14 protein-coding genes are annotated in these 21430 nt (G+C 63.6%); 7 read left to right on the top strand and 7 right to left on the bottom strand.

What is annotated here, in order from left to right; all coding sequences use genetic code 11:
* The first annotated feature begins 82 nt into the window (after window positions 1–82).
* From glnE to KZO83_RS06990, 4 genes are all read left to right on the top strand, one after another.
* A complete protein-coding gene (glnE, locus tag KZO83_RS06975) occupies window positions 83–3115 on the top strand; it encodes a bifunctional [glutamate--ammonia ligase]-adenylyl-L-tyrosine phosphorylase/[glutamate--ammonia-ligase] adenylyltransferase (protein ID WP_247620261.1) in 3033 nt (1010 codons plus the stop codon).
* Window positions 3116–3330: 215 nt separating this feature from the next.
* Window positions 3331–4911 (top strand): peptide MFS transporter, encoded by a 1581-nt coding sequence (locus KZO83_RS06980; RefSeq protein ID WP_247620262.1) that lies wholly within the window; start codon window positions 3331–3333, stop codon window positions 4909–4911.
* Window positions 4912–4914: 3 nt separating this feature from the next.
* Complete coding sequence (locus KZO83_RS06985; protein ID WP_247620263.1) at window positions 4915–6732, top strand: aminopeptidase P family protein; 1818 nt, start codon at window positions 4915–4917, stop codon at window positions 6730–6732.
* Between the two features lie 141 nt (window positions 6733–6873).
* A complete protein-coding gene (locus tag KZO83_RS06990; protein WP_247620264.1) occupies window positions 6874–7680 on the top strand; it encodes an ion transporter in 807 nt (268 codons plus the stop codon).
* Between the two features lie 266 nt (window positions 7681–7946).
* On the opposite strand, the gene KZO83_RS06995 is transcribed toward KZO83_RS06990, so the two are convergent.
* From KZO83_RS06995 to KZO83_RS07015, 5 genes are all read right to left on the bottom strand, one after another.
* Window positions 7947–10790, bottom strand: coding sequence for a valine--tRNA ligase (locus KZO83_RS06995; protein WP_247620265.1), 2844 nt, complete (start codon window positions 10788–10790; stop codon window positions 7947–7949).
* Window positions 10791–10892: 102 nt separating this feature from the next.
* Window positions 10893–11345, bottom strand: coding sequence for a DNA polymerase III subunit chi (locus tag KZO83_RS07000; RefSeq protein ID WP_040243008.1), 453 nt, complete (start codon window positions 11343–11345; stop codon window positions 10893–10895).
* A 175-nt stretch (window positions 11346–11520) separates the two neighbouring features.
* The gene (locus tag KZO83_RS07005) at window positions 11521–12261 is read right to left on the bottom strand and encodes an SDR family oxidoreductase (protein ID WP_247620266.1); all 741 of its coding nucleotides are present in this window, start codon (window positions 12259–12261) and stop codon (window positions 11521–11523) included.
* Between the two features lie 109 nt (window positions 12262–12370).
* Entirely contained in the window at window positions 12371–13471 is a 1101-nt protein-coding gene (locus tag KZO83_RS07010; protein WP_247620267.1) for a branched-chain amino acid aminotransferase, read from the bottom strand.
* A gap of 163 nt (window positions 13472–13634) precedes the next feature.
* Complete coding sequence (locus KZO83_RS07015; RefSeq protein WP_247620268.1) at window positions 13635–15158, bottom strand: leucyl aminopeptidase; 1524 nt, start codon at window positions 15156–15158, stop codon at window positions 13635–13637.
* Between the two features lie 208 nt (window positions 15159–15366).
* On the opposite strand from KZO83_RS07015, the gene lptF reads away from it, so the two are divergent.
* Together lptF and lptG are read left to right on the top strand one after the other, a co-directional pair.
* Window positions 15367–16449 carry an LPS export ABC transporter permease LptF gene (gene lptF, locus KZO83_RS07020; protein ID WP_247620269.1) on the top strand — a complete coding sequence of 361 codons (1083 nt, stop codon included), beginning with the start codon at window positions 15367–15369 and terminating at the stop codon, window positions 16447–16449.
* Complete coding sequence (gene lptG, locus KZO83_RS07025; protein WP_247620270.1) at window positions 16446–17510, top strand: LPS export ABC transporter permease LptG; 1065 nt, start codon at window positions 16446–16448, stop codon at window positions 17508–17510. The genes lptF and lptG overlap by 4 nt, the downstream gene beginning before the upstream one ends.
* Window positions 17511–17620: 110 nt before the next feature.
* Here the strand turns inward: lptG and KZO83_RS07030 are convergent, their stop codons facing one another.
* On the bottom strand, window positions 17621–18427 hold the full coding sequence (locus KZO83_RS07030) for a hypothetical protein (RefSeq protein WP_246941234.1): 807 nt from the start codon (window positions 18425–18427) through the stop codon (window positions 17621–17623).
* Window positions 18428–18699: 272 nt separating this feature from the next.
* On the bottom strand, window positions 18700–19662 hold the full coding sequence (locus tag KZO83_RS07035) for an AraC family transcriptional regulator (protein WP_178999208.1): 963 nt from the start codon (window positions 19660–19662) through the stop codon (window positions 18700–18702).
* Window positions 19663–19887: 225 nt separating this feature from the next.
* On the opposite strand from KZO83_RS07035, the gene exaC reads away from it, so the two are divergent.
* On the top strand, window positions 19888–21408 hold the full coding sequence (gene exaC / locus KZO83_RS07040; protein ID WP_040242999.1) for an acetaldehyde dehydrogenase ExaC: 1521 nt from the start codon (window positions 19888–19890) through the stop codon (window positions 21406–21408).
* Window positions 21409–21430: the final 22 nt, after the last annotated feature.

Consider the following 21430-nt stretch of genomic DNA (forward strand, 5'->3'; position numbering starts at 1 on the left):
AGCTTCCAAGCGAGCGGCTCCGCTAAGCTGGGGCCATCATGCTTGCCCGGCGTCGAGTGCCGGGACGTTCCAGGAGAGTGTCATGGCCCTGCCCGAAGGATTCCTACCCGACGCCGATATTCCCGCACCGTTGCACGAGGCGCTGGGTGAAGCCACCGAGCGGCTCGACGATGCGCTGTGCCTGGCCGATCGTGTCGCTCAGGCGAAGCGGTCGTCGAGCGAAGCGGATGTTGATGCCGACGAGATGCCGAGTGCTACCTGGCTGGCGCTCTCGAACGTGCGCCGCGCCGAACTGGCGCGGGTCGTAGCGCTTTCCGATTTCGCCACCGAGACGCTGGCGCGCGACCCAGGCTGGTTACCGGTGCTGGATGCCGAGGGCGAACTGGATGAGTCGCCGCCGCGCGAGGCCTGGGAGGCGGAACTCGCCGAGCGCCTCGAAGCCGCCGAAGATGAGGCGGCCATGCAGGCCGCGATACGCCGTTTCCGGCGGCTGCGCATGCTGGGCATCGTGTGGCGTGATCTATGCCGCGCGCCGCGCGGTCAGGGCGGTGAGGCTGGCATGTGGGGCACCGCACGTGATGTCAGCAGCCTGGCGGAGGTCTGCCTCGACGGGGCGCTGAGCTGGCTCGAGCACCACTATGCGCCGCGCTGGGGACGGCCGGCTCTCCGGACTGACGGCACACCGCAACGCTTGGTGGTGCTGGGCATGGGCAAACTCGGTGCGGGCGAGCTCAATCTATCCTCGGACATCGACTTGATCTTCGCTTTCGCCGAAGAGGGCGAGACCGAAGGCGGTCGGCGGACACTCTCGCATCAAGAATATTTCACCAAGCTGGGCCAGAAACTCATCGGTGCGTTGGACGCGGTGACCGACGAAGGCATGGCGTTCCGTGTCGACATGCGTTTGCGCCCACTCGGCGATGGTGGGCCGCTGGTCGGCAACTTTGCCACGCTGGCCAGCTACTATCAGGATCAGGGGCGCGAGTGGGAACGCTACGCCATGCTCAAGGCGCGTCCGGTGGCTGGCGATCTCGAAGCGGGCGCCGAGCTGCTCGCCTCGCTGCGGCCGTTCGTGTATCGCAAGTACCTGGATTTTGGCGCCATCGAATCGCTGCGCGAGATGAAGCGACTCATCAATCGCGAGGTCAAACGCAAGGGCATGGCCGACAACATCAAGCTCGGCTCTGGCGGTATCCGCGAGGTGGAGTTCGTGGTCCAGGCGTTTCAGTTGATCCGTGGTGGGCGCGATACCGAGCTTCAACTGACCTCGCTGGCGGCGGCGCTGCGCTGTCTGACGGACCTGGAGCTTCTGCCGGGCGAGGTGACCGATGCCCTGCGCAGCGATTACGCTTTTCTGCGCGATCTCGAGCATGCCTTGCAGGCCCAGAAGGACCGCCAGACCCAGACCCTGCCGGAAGATAGCTTGGGGCGCGAGCGCTTGGCGTTGGCGCTCGACATGGCCGACTGGCCGGCGCTCGTGGCGCGTTTGGACGAGGCGCGAGGGCGGGTGCGTGAACATTTCGACGCCGTCATCGCGCCGCCCGAGGAAGAAGACGATGAGCGGAACACCGCCGAGGACGCCTCTCATGAGGAATTGGGCGCGCTGTGGCGTGAGGAGCTGACCTTGGCGGAAGCCCGCGAGACGCTGACGACGCTGGGTTTCGAGACGCCCGAGGCCACCTTCAAGCGGCTTGCTGGTTTGCATCGTTCGCGCGCCGTGGCGACCATGCAACGTATCGGTTTCGAGCGTCTCGATGCTTTGATGCCGCTGCTGCTCGAGGCCGTCAGCGAGAGTCACGCGCCGGATGTCGCGCTCGAGCGCGTATTGCCGCTGATCGAGGCAGTGCTACGGCGGACCGCGTACCTGGCATTGCTGCGCGAGAATCCCGATGCGCTGCGTCAGTTGATTCGGCTGTGCGCTGCGAGTCCGTGGATCGCCGAGCAGTTGGCGCGCCATCCCGTGCTGCTCGACGAATTGCTGCATCCCGCCACACTCTATTCGCCCGCCGACAAGGACGAACTCGCCGATGAACTGCGCCAGTCATTGGCGCGGGTGCCTGAGGATGACGAAGAAGGCCAGCTCGACGCGCTACGTATCTTCAAGCATGCCCAGGTACTGCACGTCGCGGCCTCGGATATCGTCGGCGCGCGGCCGCTGATGAAGGTCAGCGATTACCTCACCTTCATCGCCGAAGTGATTCTCGAACAGGTACTGGCGATGGCCTGGAAGCAGGTGACGCGCAAGTACGGCCGCCCCTCGGGCCATCCCGGCGAGCGCGAGAGCGACGAGGCCAATTTCGCGATCATCGGTTACGGCAAGCTGGGGGGCATCGAATTGGGCTATGGTTCGGACCTGGACCTGGTGTTTTTGCACGATGCCGACCCCAAGGGCGCCACCGACGGTGCCAAGGCCCTCGATAATGCGGTTTTCTTTACGCGTCTCGGTCAGCGCGTCATCCATTTGCTGACGGCCATGACGCCCAGCGGCGCGCTGTACGAGGTGGACATGCGCCTGCGTCCTTCGGGTAACGCAGGGCTACTGGTGACGACGCTCGACGCCTTCGCCGACTATCAGCACCAACAAGCCTGGACCTGGGAGCATCAAGCGCTGGTGCGCTCTCGCGCCATTGCGGGCAATGCGGCGTTATGCGAGCGGTTCGAGGTGGTGCGCCGAGAAGTGCTGGGGCAGCCACGCGAGCCTGAAAAACTGCGCGACTCGGTCGTCGCCATGCGCCGCAAGATGCGCAACCACCTGGGTAGCAGCGATCAGGCCGGCCGCCAGGGAACGTTTCATCTCAAGCAGGATCCCGGTGGCATGGTGGATATCGAGTTCCTCTGCCAATACGCGGTGCTGCGGCTGGGCGATGAAGCGCCGGAAATGCTCGCCTTCAGCGATAACATGCGCATTCTCGAAACGCTGGAGGAAAGCGGCCGCCTTCCCGCCGATCAGGCACGCGAACTGCGCGAGGCATACCTCACCTATCGCGGCATCAGCCATCGTGCCTCGCTGGCCAAGGCCGGGAGCCAGGTCGAGATCGCCGATATCGACGATCATCGCCGCCGAGTTCGCGCCATTTGGGCACAATGGATGCAAGAGGACGATGCCTCGCGATGAACTGTGCTGGAAACACATTGTTACTTTTCGTGCTCACGATAACTCGGTGAATGGTTAGTACGACAAAAGTTGGGTATTGATCATTCGCGTGGAAACTTTATAGTCCGCCTCCGGCGATGGCATACGTGCCATCGCCGTTTTGTTTCGCCGCGCGCTCACAAGGCATGGCGATCGTCGGGCACAACCTGAAAGTTCTCAACGAGGCAGATACTCCAATGCGCTCTAACACGGATGTAGCATCGCCCCGCTCCCAAGAGGACCGGGGTTTCGCCGGTCACCCGCGGGCGCTGGGGCCGTTATTTTTCACCGAAATGTGGGAGCGTTTTTCCTACTACGGTATTCGCCCGCTTCTCGTACTGTTCATGGCCGCCACGGTCTTCGAGGGTGGGTTGGGCTTCACGCGTGAAACGGCCTCGGCCATCGTCGGTATCTACGCGGGCGCCGTCTATTTGTCGGCCTTGCCCGGCGGCTGGCTGGCGGACAACTGGCTGGGCCAGCGACGCGCCGTCTGGTACGGCTCGGTCCTCATTGCTTTGGGCCATCTTTCTATCGCGTTTTCTGCCGTCTGGGGCGCGACCTGGTTTTTCATCGGGCTGGTGCTGATCGTGATCGGCTCGGGGCTGTTCAAGTCATGCATCTCGGTCATGGTGGGCAGCCTCTACGACCAGGGTGACGTGCGTCGCGACGGCGGTTTCGCCATCTTCTATATGGGCATCAACATCGGCGCCTTGCTGGCCCCGCTATTCACTGGCTTGCTGATGCGCGAGTACGGCTGGCACTGGGGCTTCGGCATCGGTGGGCTTGGCATGTTGGTGGCCTTGCTGATCTTTCGTTTGTCGGCCATTCCCTCCATGCGCCGCGCCGACAGCCTGCGGGGCCGCGCCGCCAGTTGGGATGCGCCGTCCGTACACCGTCGCGGCGTGGGGTATTACGTCGCCGGATTGGCGATCGCGCTGGCGGGTTTCATCGCGCTGGTGGCAAACGGCGTGATCACCTTGAACGCCGTGGTGATCGCCGAGGCCATGACCACGATCATCATCGTCTGTGCGCTTGGCTATTTCGTCTTTCTCTTCGGTTTTAACGGGCTCGATAAGCAGGAGCGGGCGCGCATCGTCGTGTGTTTCATCCTGATCATGGCGGCGGCGTTTTTCTGGGCGTCCTTCGAGCAACAGCCGACGTCCTACAATCTGTTCGCGCATGACTATACCGACCGCATGTTGTTTGGCTGGGAAATTCCCACTGTGTGGTTTCAGTCGTTCAACCCGGTTTTCATCATACTGCTGGGGCCGCTCTTCGGCTGGCTGTGGCCGGCACTCGGCCGCCGCCGTCTGGAGCCCGGCAGCCCAGTGAAATTCATCCTCGGCCTCTTGTTCGCGGCCGGTGGTTTTGCCTTGATGATGTTCGCCGCGATGCGCGTGGCCGGTGGGATCGATCAGGTCTCGCCGCTGTGGATTACCGCCAGCTTGCTGCTGTTGACGATCGGCGAGCTGTGTCTGAGCCCGGTGGGGCTTTCAACCATGAGCGCGTTGGCGCCGACCAAGCTGCGCGGTCAATTGATGGGGTTGTGGTTCACCGCCTCGGCGCTGGGGAACCTGGTCGCCGGGCTGATCGGTGGGCATGTGAATGCCGAAGAGCTGGAACAGTTACCAGAGCTATTCGGTCGCTGCGCGGTGGCGTTGGTGCTATGTGCCATCGTGTTGGCGCTGCTGACGCCGTTCATCAAGCGTATGCTGAAGGGTAATCCCACCGTCGATCCCGCCGGTGCTTCGTCTTCTAATGCCACCACCGGAGCCTGAGTCATGCCGCTGAGTGAATCTCCCCAAACACCCGCCGCCCGCCTGGCCGCGCTGCGCGATACCATGCGTGAACAGGCCGTCGACGCCTGGTGGCTGCCATCGTCCGACCCACACAGTTCCGAATATCTGCCGCATCACTGGCAAGGTCGCGCTTGGCTTTCGGGCTTCGATGGTTCGGTGGGCACGCTGGTGATCACCCAGCAGGCGGCCGGTCTATGGGTGGACAGTCGCTACTGGGTACAGGCGGAGCAGCAGTTGGCCGGCAGCGGCATCGAGTTGATGAAACTCCAGCCCGGCCAGGCGCAGCACCCCAAGCAGTGGCTTGCCGAGCAGCTTCCGGAGGGCGCCACGGTGGGCTTCGACGGCGCCGTGGTGTCGGCGGCCAGCGTGCGTCAGATGGAGGCGCATCTGGCGCCGAAGGGAATCCGCTGGGAAGGCCATCGGGATCTGCTCGATGCCATCTGGCCGGACCGCCCTGCGTTGCCTGAGGCGCCGGTGCGTGCCCACCCGAGCGCTTACGTGGACATCTCACGGCGCGATAAGCTGGCGACGTTGCGTCAGGAAATGGAGGCTCAAGGCGCCGATACGCATCTGGTGTCGACCCTCGACGACATCGCCTGGCTGACCAATCTGCGCGGATCGGATGTCGACTTCAATCCGGTTTTCCTGTCGCATCTGCTCGTCGAGGCGACGCGCGCAACCTTGTTCGTCGCTCCGGGCAAATTGGATGACGCCTTGGTCGGCGAACTCGCCGACGACGGCATCGATGTTGCCGACTACGCGTTGGTGGCGGAGCGTCTCGCGGGGCTGTCTGCCGACGCGCGCCTGTTGGTCGATCCGGCGCGGGTCAGCCTGGCGCTGACGGAGGCCGTGCCGGAGAGCGTGACCGTCGTCGAGGCCTTCCAACCGAGCACGCTTGCCAAGAGCCGCAAGAGCGACCGCGACATCGCGCATGTGCGCCATGCCATGGAGGAAGACGGTGCCGCGCTATGCGCGTTCTTCGCCTGGTTGGAAGACGCATTGGCCAGCGACGAGGCGGTGACCGAGCTGAACGTCGACGAGCGTATCACCGCCGCACGCGCTGAGCGCGACGGCTTCGTCTCGCGGAGTTTCGCGACCATCGCCGCCTTCAATGCTAACGGCGCGCTGCCGCATTATCACGCTACTCCGGCGGCGCATTCCGTGATCGAGGGCGATGGTTTGCTGCTGATCGACTCGGGGGCCCAATATCTGGGCGGTACCACCGACATCACCCGTGTGGTGCCGGTGGGCGAGATCGACGCGGCGCACCGGCGCGATTTCACCCAGGTGCTCAAGGGCACCATCGCGCTGTCGCGTGCCCAGTTCCCGCGTGGCATCCCATCGCCGCAACTGGACGCCATCGCCCGCGCGCCGCTGTGGGCCGCGGGCATCGACTACGGGCATGGCACCGGGCACGGTGTTGGCTATTTCTTGAATGTCCACGAGGGGCCGCAGGTGATCGCGTGGTACGCATCGCCGACGCCGCAGTCAGCCATGCAACCCGGTATGATTACCTCGATCGAGCCGGGCGTCTATCGGCCGGGGCAGTGGGGCGTGCGCATCGAGAACCTAGTGGTCAATCGTTCGGCTCAGCCCAGCGACTTCGGCGAGTTCCTGCACTTCGAGACGCTCACGCTGTGCCCCATCGATACCCGAGCCATCGATATTGCGCTGCTCGATGATGCGGAAATCGCCTGGCTCAACGCCTACCATGACGAGGTTCGTCAACGCCTGATGCCCAAGGTCGACGGCGAGGCCCGCGACTGGCTCGAGCGGCGTACGGCGGCCATCGCCCGCTAAACGCTTGCCGCACGTTGAAAAATGCCGGGCCCATGGGCTCGGCATTTCTCTTACAGTAGCCTCTCGGTGGCCGATGCTCGAGAATGGAAAGGGCGTATCGCGTCCATCACCATGAGCTATCCGGGCACCAAGGAGACTCGTATGCCGGTCAGTCAGGAACGTATCACGCCCTTTCAACTCGTCGTGCTGGTGCTGTCGTTCTATGTGATTGGCGCCTTGTTGGCGGATCTTTTCCTGACCCTGCCCGCGGAAGTCTCGCGCCTTCTAACGTACATGGACTGGGTGGTGTGCGGGTTCTTCTTCGTGGACTTCTGCCTGCGCTTGCGTGCCGCTCCCGACAAGTGGCGCTACATGCGCTGGGGGTGGCTCGACCTTCTGGCCTGTATCCCGCCGGGGCCTTTCCAGGGGGCGCGATTGTTCCGTGTCGTGCAGATGCTGCGGGTGATCCGTGCGCTGAAATCCCTGCACATGATCTGGCGGGTTCTGTTTCGCAATCGTGCCGAGGGGGTATTTGCTTCGGCGGCGACGGCCACGTTGCTGCTGGTGGCGTTCGGGGCGATCACCATGTTGCTGGTCGAGTCACCGCATCCACAAAGTCCCATCGACACCGCAGAGGAAGCGCTGTGGTGGGCCTTCGTGACGGTGACCACGGTGGGCTATGGCGATTATTACCCGGTCACCACCCTGGGCCGAGTCGTGGCGATCTTTCTCATGGTCGGCGGTGTGGGGCTATTCGGGAGTTTCGCGGCGTACATCGGCTCGTTGGTGGTGTCCGATGACAGCGAGCATGAATCGCGACAGCACAAGGCGGACCGCGAGATGATGCGGCATCTTTCCCGACAGATCGAAAGCCTGAACGCCGAGGTTACGTCCCTGAGGACGCTGCTGGAAGCGCGGGACTCGGAAGGCGCCACGCCTCGGGCACCGGCGACGCGCGACAAGGATTGAAGAGAACTATCGCTATCATGCTAACAATTTATTGGTGGCATGAGACGCGTAGGGATAAAGTAAGCGGCATCTGGTGCTCATCAGATGTTCCATCCCTGCATCGTTTCGCGATGCACCCCTAGTAGTACCCTGCCTCGACCCGCGCAGCCCCCTGGCGCGGGTTTTTTTATGTGCCGTGCCCCTGACATGAAAACGCCCATGCGGTGTGAACCGCATGGGCGTTTTCGGTTTGCGCCGGCGTTGTCCCGACGTTGTGACAGCGGCGCTTACAGCGCGGCGATCTTGTCGCGTTGCTCGCTGAGGTGCTGACGGCTGGCCTGGGCGTCGGCGAGCTTGGCGCGTTCTTTCTCGACGACCTCGGCGGGGGCCTTGCTGATGAAGCCCTCGTTGCCGAGTTTCTTCTCGATGCCGCCGATGAACTTGTCCTGCTTGTCGATTTCCTTGGCCAGACGGGCCAGTTCGGCGTCTTTGTCGATCAGCCCCGCCATGGGCACCAGCACTTCCATGTCACCGACCAATTGGGTGGCGGCGAGCGGAGCCTGGTCGGGATCGTCGAGCCAAGTAATGCTCTCGAGCTTGGCCAGCTTGGAGAGGAACAGCCGATAGGCTTCCAGGCGTTCGTGATCGGCTTCTGCGCCCTTGGTGAGCAGTGCCTCGAGCGGCTTGCCGGGGGCGATGTTCATCTCGGCGCGGATATTGCGCACGGCGATGATCACGCCCTTGAGCCATTCGATATCGCGCGTGGCGTTCTCGTCGATGCGGCTCTGGTCGGCCTGTGGCCAGGGTTGGGCCATGATCGAGTCATCGCCGCCTTTATGGGTGCCGGCAAGGGGCGCGACGCGTTGCCAGATCTCTTCGCTGATGAACGGCATCATCGGATGCGCAAGGCGCAGGACGGTTTCCAGCACCCGCACCAGCGTGCGGCGCGTGCCACGCTTGGCGGCGGCAGTGGCGTTGTCGTCCCACAGCACCGGCTTGGAGAGTTCCAGGTACCAGTCGCAATACTCGTTCCAGACGAAGTCGTAGAGCGCCTGCGAGGCGTGGTCGAAGCGGAACTCCTCCATCGCGCGGGTCACCTGCGCCTCGGTCTGCTGCAGGCGCGAGACGATCCAGCGGTCGGCCAGCGACAGCTCCACTTCTCCCTCGAGGCCGCAGTCCTCGCCCTCGGCGTTCATCAGCACGTAGCGCGAGGCGTTCCACAGCTTGTTGCAGAAGTTGCGGTAGCCATCCAGGCGGCCCATGTCGAACTTGATGTCGCGTCCGGTGGTCGCCTGCGAGAGGAAGGTGAAGCGCAGCGCGTCGGTGCCGTGGGGCTCGATGCCGTCGGGGAACTCGCCACGGGTGGCCTTGGCGATGGCCTTGGCCTTCTGCGGCTGCATCATGTTGCCGGTGCGCTTGTCGATCAGCGCGTCCAGGTCGATGCCGTCGATCAGGTCGATGGGATCGAGCACGTTGCCCTTGGACTTGGACATCTTCTGACCCTGGGCATCGCGCACCAGGCCATGCACGTAGACCTTCTTGAAGGGCACCTCGCCGGTGAACTTCAGGGTCATCATGATCATCCGCGCGACCCAGAAGAAGATGATGTCGAAACCGGTGACCAGCACGCTGGACGGGTGGAAGGTCTCGAGTTCCGGCGTCTGTTCGGGCCAGCCGAGGGTGGCGAAGGTCCACAGCCCGGAGCTGAACCAGGTGTCCAGCACGTCTTCGTCCTGGGTGAGGGCCGCGTCGGCGGCGAGGCCGTACTTGTCGCGGGCTTCCTCGGCGCTGCGCGCGACATAGACGTTGCCATCACCGTCGTACCAGGCCGGAATGCGATGCCCCCACCACAGTTGGCGCGAGATGCACCAGTCCTGGAGGTCGCGCATCCAGGCGAAGTACATGTTCTCGTAGTTCTTGGGCACGAACTCGATGTCGCCGTTCTCCACCGCGGCGATGGCCGGCTTGGCCAGTTCCTCGACGGCCACGAACCATTGATCGGTCAAGAGTGGCTCGATGACGTCGCCGGAGCGGTCGCCATAGGGCAGGGTGTTGTTGACGGTTTCGATCTGCGCCAGCAGCCCGGCGGCCTGCATGTCGTCGACGATGGCCTGGCGCGCCGCGAAGCGGTCGAGCCCGACGTAGGCGGACGGCAAGGCGGTGTCGATCTCGCCGAGCGGGCGGCCCTGGATATCGAAGGCTTCGGCGCGCGGCAGGATGCTGGCGTCCGGGGTGAAGACGTTGATCAGCGGCAGTTGCTGGCGGCGACCGACCTCGTAGTCGTTGAAGTCGTGGGCGGGGGTGATCTTCACGCAGCCCGAGCCCTTGTCCATGTCGGCATGCTCGTCGGCGACGATCGGAATGCGACGCCCAACCAGCGGCAGTTCGACGAACTTGCCGATCAGCGAGGCGTAGCGCGGGTCCTCGGGGTTGACGGCCACGCCGGTGTCGCCGAGCAGCGTCTCGGGACGCGTGGTGGCGACGATGAGGTGATCTTGACCGTCATCGGTGGTCACGCCGTCGGCGAGCGGATACCGGAAATGCCAGAACTGGCCCTGCTGGTCCTTGTTCTCGACCTCCAGGTCGGAGATCGCGGTGTGCAGTGTGGGATCCCAATTGACCAGGCGCTTGCCGCGATAGATGAGTCCCTCGTCGAACAGCCGCACGAAGACTTCCTGCACCGCCTTGTAGAAGCCGTCGTCCATGGTGAAGCGCTCACGCGACCAGTCGACGCTGGCGCCCATGCGGCGCAACTGCCGCGTGATATGGCCGCCGGATTCGTGCTTCCATTCCCAGATCTTGTCGGTGAAGGCCTCGCGCCCCAGGTCGTGGCGGCTCTTGCCGTCTTCCGCCGCGACCTTGCGCTCGACCAGCATCTGCGTGGCGATGCCGGCGTGGTCGGTGCCTACCTGCCACAGCGTGTTGTATTGCTGCATGCGCCGCCAGCGGATCAGGGTATCCATGATGGTGTCCTGAAAGGCGTGGCCCATGTGCAGGCTGCCGGTCACGTTGGGCGGCGGAATCATGATCGAGTAGGGCTCGCCCTGGCCGGCGGGCGCGAAATGATTGGCGTCTTCCCAGCGCTGATACCAGCGGGTTTCGATCTGATCGGGTTGGTAGGTCTTGTCCATGGGCGTCGGTCGGCTCTTGAAATACGGTCAGCACGGCGCATGGCCGTGGCGAAAAATGCCGACAAGTATAACCCCGCAAGCGGGGTGACGTCATGGCGGGGCTTAGCCCGCAGCGTTGCGTGAGGTGTTGGTGAGGTCGTTGGCTTTGACGGGGTAGCCGCGCTTTTTATAGGTCTGCCAGCAGGCGCGCTTGGCGGTCAGCACGTCCTGGTGCTGATTGATGATCTCGGCGACGCGCTCGAAGCGCGAGAACCATTCCGGGATCTCGGGATGCAGGTTGAGCATCGCCTCGACGCCGGGCGCCGGCGGCGCTTCCCAGCCCAGAGTGACGGGAGGCAGGGGCTCGACCTCGTCGGCCAGCACTGCATGGGGCAGGTAGCTTTCGGGCTTGAAGGTCCACAGCCGATCGTCGAGGTCACGCGCCATGGCTTCGTCCTCGGTGTGGATATGCAGCCGATAGCCCTTGCGGTGGATGGTCTCCGCCAGCCGGCACGCGAAGTCCAGCCGCGCGCCGAGCGTGGTGTCGGGCAAGATGTAGAAATCGACTTGAGTCATGGGCCCCTTCGGGGAGTCGTAAGTTGTAAGAGCGGCGCTACGCGCCTGGAAGCTGGAAGAAAGACAATCCCGGCTACGAGCTACGAGCTACGAGCTACGAGCTACGAAAGGTAGATTATCTGATTCTTTGGCTTACAGCCCAACACCCGGGCGATGCGCAGCCAATCGATGGCGACTAAACGCCGCCGTCGATATCGATCAACGCCCCGGTGGTGAAGCCGGCCTCGGCCAGCCACAGCACGCCGTTGGCGATTTCCTCGGGCTCGCCGATGCGGCCCATGGGAATCACCGAGCCGGCGACATCGGGCTTGTCGGGGTTGCCGCCACTGGCGTGAATGGTGGTGCGAATCACGCCGGGGCGCACGCCGTTGACGCGGATGCCTTCGCCGGCGACTTCCTTGGCGAGGCCTTCGGTCATGGTGTCGATGGCGCCCTTGGAGGCGGCGTAATCGACGTATTCGCTGGCACCGCCGAGGTGCGAGGCCGCCGAGCCAACGTTGACGATGGCGCCGCCTTGCCCGCCGTGCTGGGTGGACATGCGCTTGATCGCCTCACGGGCGCAGACGAACGGGCCGGTCACGTTGATGCGCATCATGCGGTCGACACGTTCGAAGCTCATCGCGTCGACGCGGCTGATCTGGTCGACGATGCCGGCATTGTTGACCAGCACGTCGAGGCGCCCCAGCTCACGGTCGACGGTTTCGAACATGGCAACGATATCCGCCTCGTTGGCGACATCGGCCTGAATGGCGATGGCGCGTCCGCCCGCCGACTCGATGTCACTCACGACACCCTCGGCCGACGCCTTGTCGCTGCGATAGTTGATGGCTACGGAATAGCCTGCTTGCGCGGCGTGCTTGGCAGTGGCGGCACCGATGCCGCGACCGGCGCCGGTAATCAGCATCACTTTCGTCATCGTGACCTCTTTGCCGAAAAAAAGCGGACGACACGGCCAGGCCGTGCCGTCGTATGAGGGACTCTTGTCAGGCTGATTCAGCCGAACCGATTCAGTCAGCCTAGACGTCTCAGGCCAGACGCGTCAGCCAGTTGCGCGTATCTTCGCTGCGGCCGTACTGCAGGTCGAGCAGTTCCTTGCGCAGGCGCTTGCCGACTTCGCCGCCGCTATCCGCCTTGAGACGAATGCTCTCGTCTTCGCTGCGTAGCTCGCCGACCGGGGTGATGACGGCCGCCGTGCCACAGGCGAAGACCTCGGTGATCTCACCGGAGGCAGCGCCGTCGCGCCACTCGTCGATACTGATGTGACGTTCCTCGGGCGTCAGGCCCTGGTCGCGGGCGAGCTCCAGGATGGAGTCACGGGTGACGCCTTCGAGGATGGTGCCGGTCAACTTGGGCGTGACGATGCGCCCGTCCTTGTAGACGAAGAACAGGTTCATGCCGCCGAGTTCCTCGATCCACTTGTTCTCGGCGGCGTCGAGGAAGGCGACCTGGGCGCAGTCGTGCGCTTCGGCTTCTTTCTGGGCTGCCAACGAGGCGGCGTAGTTGCCGCCGCACTTGGCGAAGCCTGTACCGCCGGATGCGGCCCGCTTGTAATGCGAGGACAACCAGATGGAGACCGGATTCACCCCACCCTTGAAGTACGCCGCCGCCGGCGAGGCGATGACGTAGTAGTCGACCTCTTTGGAGGGCCGTACACCGAGGAAGGTCTCGCTGGCGATCATGAACGGACGCAGATAAAGGCTCGACTCCTCGGCGGCACTGGCCGGCGTTGGCACCCAGGTATTGTCTTGGGAGAGCAACGCCTTGAGTGAGCCGATGAAGTCCTCGTCGGACAGCTCGGGCAGTGCCAGGCGCCGCGCGGAAGCGCGGAAACGCTCGGCGTTCTTCTCGGGGCGGAAGGTCCATACCGAACCGTCGGCATGACGGTAGGCCTTGATGCCCTCGAAGATTTCCTGAGCGTAATGCAATACCGCCGCTGCCGGGTCCAGCGTCAACGGTCCGTAGGGGCGGACTTCGTGGCCATGCCAGCCGACATCGCTCGTCCAGCGGATATGAGCCATGTGATCGCTGAAATGACGACCGAAACCGGGGTTCTCGAGAATCGTCTCGCGCAGGGCGGCATCCTTGGGATGCGCGTTAGGCCGTATATCGAAGCCTGAAGGGGTCACTGAAGTTCTCCGTTACATCTAAGCGCTCGGCGAAAGACGCCGGTTGAAAAGCCGTCAAATTCGGCGATTGGTTGGATGCCGAGAATGACACAGGCGCGTCGGACGAGGAAAGGCCGGCGCGCCTGCTACTTACGTTAGCATGCAAATTGTTTGCTGCGAAGGGTCACTCGACGCTGGGGCGCGTCTCGTTGGCCTCGGTTTCGCGGTCGAGCAAGTATTGGGTCAACAGGCCCACGGGGCGGCCGCTGGCGCCTTTCTTGTCACCCGAAGTCCAGGCGGTACCGGCGATATCCAAGTGCGCCCAGGGATAAGCATCGGTGAAGCGCGACAGGAAGCAGGCCGCCGTGATGGTGCCGGCGGGGCGACCGCCGATGTGGGCCAGGTCGGCGAAGTTGGAATCGAGCTGGCTCTGGTACTCGTCCCACAATGGCAGATGCCAGGCACGGTCCCAGGCGTTCTCGCCGGCGTCGAGCAGGTCCAGCGCCAGATCGTCGTCGTTGGACAGAAGTCCCGAGGCATGATGGCCCAGGGCGATGACCGCCGCACCGGTCAGGGTGGCGATATCCACCACGCTGGCAGGCTTGAAGCGCTCGACGTAGCTCAGCGCGTCGCACAGCACCATACGCCCTTCGGCGTCGGTGTTGAGGATCTCGACGTTGAGCCCCTTGAGAGTCTTGACGATGTCGCCGGGCTTGAAGGCGCGGCCATCGGGCATGTTTTCGGCGCTTGCCACCACGCCGATGATATTGATCTTGGGCTTGAGCGCGAGCACCGTCTTCATGGTACCGAAGACGCTGGCGGCGCCGCACATGTCGAACTTCATCTCGTCCATGCCGGCCCCGGGCTTGAGCGAGATGCCGCCGGAATCGAAGGTGATGCCCTTGCCGACGAGGACGTGCGGGGCTTCGTCCGGGTCCTCGGCGCCGCGATACTGCATGATGATCAGACGCGAGGGTTCTTCGCTGCCCTGACCGACAGAGAGCAGGGCGTTGGCGCCCAGCGCTTGCAAGGCCTCTTCGTCGAGGATCTCGACGTTCAGCGCGCCGTCGGCGTCTGCTGCCAATGTTTGCGCCTGCTCGGCGAGGTAACGCGGCGTGCAGACATTGCTGGGCAAGTTGCCCAGGGTACGCGTCAGCGCGACCCCTTCGCCGACGGCGGAACCGATGCGCGCGCCTAGCTCGGCCTGAGGCGTTTCGTCCGCATCGCTGACCAGCAGCGTCAGGCTCTTGAGGCGCGGTGCGGGGGCCGGCTGCGACTTGAAGTCGTCGAAGCGATAGCAGGCGCGATGCGCGGCTTCCAGCGTGACGCGTGCCTTCCAGGCGGTGTCGCGTTCGCCGACCGGTACGTCGGTGAAGGCGGCGGCCACGTCGTCGAGCGGCAGTTTGATGACGGTAGCGAAGGCGGCATCGAGGGCCTTGATGAGTTGGCCTTCGCCAAACTTGGCGCGCTCGCCGAGGCCGACGAGCAGCAGACGCTCGGCACCGAGCCCCGGCGCGAAGGGAATCAATTGCACATTGCCGAGGCTAGGGTCGAAGTCGCCCCGGTCGAGAAGCTGGCCGATCAGACGTTCACTGGCGTCGTCGAGTTTGTCCGCCGCCGGCAGCAGATCCCCATCCTGGAAGACGGGCACGATCAGGCATGCCGTTTCGACCTTGGCCGGGTTGACGTTGATTACGGGGGATTCCATGAAGTCTCCACACGACTGAGCTGACATGACTTGTCTCGTGGCGAGACAAGTGTCCGGGTATTCTGGATAATGCCGACAAGGATGCCGGTGCTGAACGTACTCCAGTGTACGCAAAGCCGGAACGCAATGCATGGGGAGGGTGGTCGAAGGCTGCATTGGGCCCGCAAGGGGCCGTCGTGGACCAGGGAACCGACCCGGGAGAAAACGCTTGATCGTATTCCGCTATCTGACGCGCGAGATCCTCGCCACCATGGCTGCCGTGGCCGGTGTGCTATTGCTGGTGATCATGGGCAGTCGCTTCATTCGCTATTTCGGCGATGCCGCGCAAGGGGATATTCCCGCCAACATTCTCGGCACCCTGATGCTTTTCCACTTGCCCGGGTTCATGGAGCTGGTGCTGCCGCTGTCGTTCTTTCTCGGCATTCTGCTGGCGTTCGGGCAGCTTTATCTCAATAGCGAGATCACCGTGCTGGTGGCTTGTGGCATCAGCCCCAATCGGCTATTGCGGGTGACGCTGTGGCCGGCAGTGCTGGTGGCCATCCTGGTGGCGGTATGCAGCCTGTGGCTGACCCCAAGCGGTGCTCGCCACAACGAGATGGTGCTCGAGGAACAGAAAAGCCGGCTCGATTTCTCGGTGCTGCAGCCGGGGCGTTTCCAGGAGTTCGGTAGTGGGCGCACCGCTTATACCGAGAGTCTCAGCGATGATCGCTCGCGGATGGAAAACGTGTTCATCAGCGAGCGCCAGCCACGCAACGATGGCACACCGGAGACGGTGGTCACCCGCGCCGACGGAGGCTATCAGACCGTCGACGAGGATACCGGCAGCCGGTTCCTGGTGTTGACCGATGGTGAGCGTTACAGCGTCGAGCCAGGCAAAAACGTCGCCGAGCGGGTGCAGTTCGACACCTATGCGGTGCGTCTATCGCGCGCCAGCGAGCGGGTCGACCTCGATGCCGCCGAGCTGACCTCGACCCCGCAGCTCATCGAGCGCGGCGATAACGAAGCTTGGGCCAATCTGCAGTGGCGGCTTTCCATGCCGTTGATGGTGCCGATCCTCACCTTGCTGGCGCTGCCGTTGTCGCGCGTCAATCCACGCCAAGGGCGTTTCGCCAAGCTGATGCCGGCGATTTTCCTACACATCAGTTACTTGAGTTTATTGCTGGCGGCTCAGGACGCCATCTCGCGTGGCTCGCTGGCGCCCTCCATCGGCATGTGGCCGATTCACTTGGGATATCTACTGTTGGGGATCTGGATGACACGCCGTGATCAGCGCCGGGGGGGCCGCACATGATTTTCGACCGTTTCGATCGCTACATCGCGCGCAATGTGCTGGCGGCCATGCTGGTCGTGCAGGTCATGATCCTGGGGCTGGACCTTGTCATTTCCTATATCAACGACCTCGGTGACGTCGAAGGTAACTACGGCGCTCTGGACGTCTTTGTGTATCTGCTGATGCGCCTGCCGTGGCGGTTTTATCAGTATGCGCCGGTCGGCGTGTTGATCGGCGCCTTGATCGGCCTGGGCAGCATGGCATCGAGCAACGAGCTGACGGTGATGCGCGCCTCCGGGCGTTCGCTGGGCCGCATTCTGTGGGGCGCCATGAAGCCGTTAGGTCTCGTGATCATCCTGACCATGGCGATCAGCGAGTGGGTCAGCCCGGTGACAGAGCAGTACGCGGAAGCCTGGCGTCTGGAACAACTCGAAGGCGAGGGCGCGATTCTCTCCGAGCGTGGCGGCTGGCAGCGCGAGGGCGACGATTTCTATCGCTTCGGCACCATACGCGCGGATGACGTGGTCATCGATGTCACGCGCTACCACTTCGATGGTACGCAGTTGGTGAGTACCACGCATGCCGACCGTGCGGTATGGGAAGAGGGGAGCTGGCAATGGCAAAACATCGAGGAAACCCGCTTCGAGGACGGTCAGACCGTCGTCGATACCACTGACAAGCGTACCTGGGAAACCTCGTTCACCCCCGAACAGCTCAATCGCCTGTTGCGCCCGCTGGAGAGCCAGTCGCCCAGCGACTTGTGGCGCTACGCCAGTTACCTGGGCAATCAGGGGCTCGAGGCGACGCAGCCGCTGCTGTACTTCTGGCAGAAAATGCTGCTGCCCTTCACTCTGGCGGGCTTGATGCTGGTGGCTGCATCGTTCGTGTTCGGTCCGCTGCGCACCGTGGCCGCCGGTACGCGAGTGTTCTACGGCATCATCGTCGGTGTCTCGTTCAAGTACCTGCAGGACCTGCTGGCGCCGGCGTCGATGTTGTTCGGCTTCTCGCCGGTGTTCGCGGTGCTCGTACCCACTGTGGCCTGCTATGTGCTGGGCATCGTATTGCTCAGACGCACCGGCTGACGGAAACGACACGCAGGCCCCAACGCATCGCCCCCGGCGCCGTAAATTCGGCACCGGGGGCGTTTTCGTTCATTGACGCGCGTGTCGCACAGGCCGCTTTCGTAAAAAGCCTAGTCGGCGAGCGCGCGATCCAGGCGTGTGAGGATGGTGTCGACCTGGCGTGCCGGAACCACCAGAGCGTCGTCCAACGACGCCAGCGTCTCGATGCGGTGCGGTAGTTGCGTGATCGCCAGCCCCATGCCCTCGTGGCATTCCCCATGTTGATAACGCACGAAGGAAAGCTCTCCGAGGGCGTCGCGGCCACCGAGATCGAGGCGCGCCAGCTTGCTGAAAGCATCGACGCTATCGAACACCGGTGCGCGTGTCAGCGGTAGATGGGTCAAGTGCCAGGCCAGCCAGCCGTCGCCGAGGCGCTCGGCATCGTCGCGCAGGGCGCGAAACCAGAGCTGAACCTGTTCGAGGCGATAGCGTGCCCATGCGGGCTTATCCATCCACAGCACGTCGGTGCTCTGGGTCGTGGCGGCATCGAGCTGGCCGGGCATGTACACCCATGACTCGGTGAGCTGTGCCAAGCCGGTGGGCAGTGGTTCCTCGAGCATGCGCTCGCCGAGCGAGTCCAGCGCCGAGTCGAGCTGGCTGGGCGCTTCCGAGTAGCCAACGTTATAGCGCCACACGCGTCCGGAAATCTCTTGAGTGACGATATGGTCTTCGTCGAGTGCCATATGGCTCATCAGGTCGCGAGCCTCGAGCGATGCATCCGCGAGGCCGGCGCGGCGCGCTTCTATGCACAGGCGCTTGAGCATCGGGTTGAGTGGCAGGCGGTGGTAGTCGCCGTAGCACTGGCCGTCTTCCTGAAAGGGAGTGAGGTCGAGGTGCAATCGCGGAGCGTCGCCGCTTTCGGCGTGACGTAATGTCATGATGTCTCTCTTGTGAACACTAGGCATTGTCTATGTGCATCGCGGCGCGATGCAGGAAATGCCTACCCCGGTCACGAATTCCGCGTGACACTCATATTGCCTAGTACTTATGGCTTAGTACTATGAACGTGCATCACGAGGAATTCTTGCCTTGCGCGGGTAGAATAAAATTTCGTTATCTACTTTATCGGATTGACGCTGAAATGCAAGCACACTCCTTGAGGAGGCGCTGATAGAAGATGCGTTTTAAGCGTCTTTGGGGCGCCGCGCGCTCAGGCGATGAGTAGACGGCGATAGTCGCCCGGTGTGAGCCCATAGGCTGCCTTGAAGCGCCGCGTGAAGTGGCTGAGGCTGCGATAGCCCAGCGAGTAGCAGATTTCGGTGATGGGGGCGTCGGCCTCGCGCAGCCACTGCCGGGCGCGTGCCAGGCGCAGGCGCTGCTGGTACTCGCCGGGGGTATAGCCGACCTCGCGCTGAAACAGCCGGTACAGGCGCGCTTTGCTCATGCAGGCCTCGCGGGCCAATTGCGCCCCATCCAGAGGCAGCTCGGGGTGGCGTTCCAGCCAGGAAAGCGCCGCCGCGAGCCCGTGACGCGGCGGCGCCTGGCGGGCGTCGGCGAGCAGCAACTCACGCGATTGGGTCCGCAGCAAACGTACGATCAACTCGTCGATGCCCAGCCCGATCAGCGCGTCGCGGTCGGGGTGATTCTCGCGGAAGAGCCCCATCAAGCGTTCGATAAGCGCCTGGGTGGTTGGACTGTGCGGTACGTGCAGTGCCTGGGGATGATAGTGCCACTCGCCGAGCTCCCGCTCGCGTGGCTGGGTCTGGTTGAGGCGTTCGCTAAGGGCGTGAATGCGCGCGGGATCGAGATCGATGGTCAGGCAGGTAGTGGGCGCATCGGGGTGCGCATCGGGGAAGTCGATGCGCACTTCCTGGTGCGGCGCCAGTACGAAGCTCTCGCCTGGCAAGAAAGTTTCCGGTCCTTCGGTGGCGCCATTCATGACCTTGCGCCCTTGCAGCATGCCGCAGTAGAGCACCCGCTCGGCGCTCAGGGCGACATCCTGCGCGGGCCACCAGGTGTCGTAGATCGAAAGCTCCGCATGCGGGCCGGCATAACAGATGCGATTCTCGATCAAGCGCCGTGTGCGGGGCGTGTCCGCCAGTTGCTCGAGCGCGCTGGCGTTGTCCACTTGGGATGCCCGGGAGCGCGAATCGGGAGGCGTGACAGCGTGCATGGCGAACTCCTCAGCGGTACCGACGGTATGGGCGTGGATGACGCCCGTTACCTTGCAGTGTAGGCAAATTCAGTATCTGAGACTGGCAGACAAACGTCGGAGACTGGCAGGCAAACCGACGCCTGGCTGACAGGCCATGCTGAGGGCGATGCGTACTCATTTTCCAAGGGGCAGGGTCGCACACCAGACGATTCGCCCCGGCGCATTCACCCAAGGAGACACGCCATGATTCATGCACGTCCCGGCACCCCGGGTGCCGTCGTCGACTTCAAGTCGCGTTACGAGAATTTCATCGGCGGCGAGTGGGTGGCGCCCGCTGATGGTCGCTATCTGGACAACATCACCCCGGTCACCGGTGAAGTCTTCTGTCAGGTGCCGCGTTCATCGGCAGCGGATATCGACCGTGCGGTGAAGGCGGCACAGAAAGCCGCTCCGGCCTGGGGCAAGATGCCACCCGCCGAGCGCGCCAAGGTGCTGCTCCAGATCGCTGACCGTGTCGAGCAGAACATCGACAAGCTCGCCGTGGCCGAAACCTGGGACAACGGCAAGCCGATCCGCGAAACCAGCGGTGCCGACATCCCGTTGGTGGCGGATCACTTCCGCTATTTCGCCGGTTGCTTGCGTGCCCAGGAAGGCACCATCAGCGAAGTCGATGAGAACACCGTCGCTTATCACTACCACGAGCCCTACGGCGTGGTGGGCCAGATCATTCCCTGGAACTTCCCCATCCTCATGGCGACCTGGAAGCTGGCGCCCGCGCTTGCTGCCGGCAACTGCTCGGTGCTCAAGCCGGCCGAGCAGACCCCGGCCTCGATCAACATCTTCCTCGAACTCATCGCCGACCTGGTGCCGCCGGGCGTGATCAACGTCGTGCATGGCCTCGGTGAAGAAGCCGGCGAGGCGCTGACCACGCATGAAGGTGTCGCCAAGATCGCCTTCACCGGTTCCACGCCGGTAGGCAGCCATATCATGGCCAATGCCGCCAAGCGCATCGTCCCGGCCACGCTGGAACTGGGCGGCAAGTCGCCCAACGTCTACTTCGAGGACGTGCTCTCGCATGGCGACGCCTTCGCCGAGAAGTGCATCGAAGGCCTGCTGATGACCTTCTTCAACCAGGGCGAAGTGTGTACTTGCCCCTCCCGCGCGCTGGTCCACGAGTCGATCTACGACGAGTTCATGGCCCGCGCCATCGAACGCGCCAAGACCATCCGCCAGGGCGATCCGCTGGACACCGAAACGCAGATCGGCGCGCAAGTCTCCAAGGAGCAGTACGACAAGATCCTCTCGTACATGGACATCGGCCGCGAGGAGGGCGCCGAATGCCTGCTGGGCGGCGGCAAGACCACGCTCGAGGGCGAGCTGGCCGGTGGTTTCTACGTGCAGCCCACCATTCTCAAGGGCCGCAACGACATGCGCGTCTTCCAGGAGGAAATCTTCGGCCCCACGCTTGCCATCACCACCTTCCGTGACGAAGAAGAAGCGCTGGCCATCGCCAACGATACCGAGTTTGGCCTGGGCGCCGGGGTCTGGACCCGCGACATGAACCGCGCCTACCGCATGGGCCGGGGCATTCAAGCCGGACGCGTGTGGACCAACTGCTACCACCAATACCCCGCGCACGCCGCCTTCGGTGGCTACAAGAAATCAGGCATCGGCCGTGAGACCCACAAACTTATGCTCGACCACTACCAGCAAGTGAAGTGTGTGCTGGTCTCCTACAGCGACGACCCGATGGGGCTTTATTGAGCCTGGGCCGTTCGGGGCACTG

It is taken from the genome of Chromohalobacter moromii, assembly GCF_023091865.1.
GTDB classification, from domain to species: Bacteria; Pseudomonadota; Gammaproteobacteria; order Pseudomonadales; family Halomonadaceae; genus Chromohalobacter; species Chromohalobacter moromii.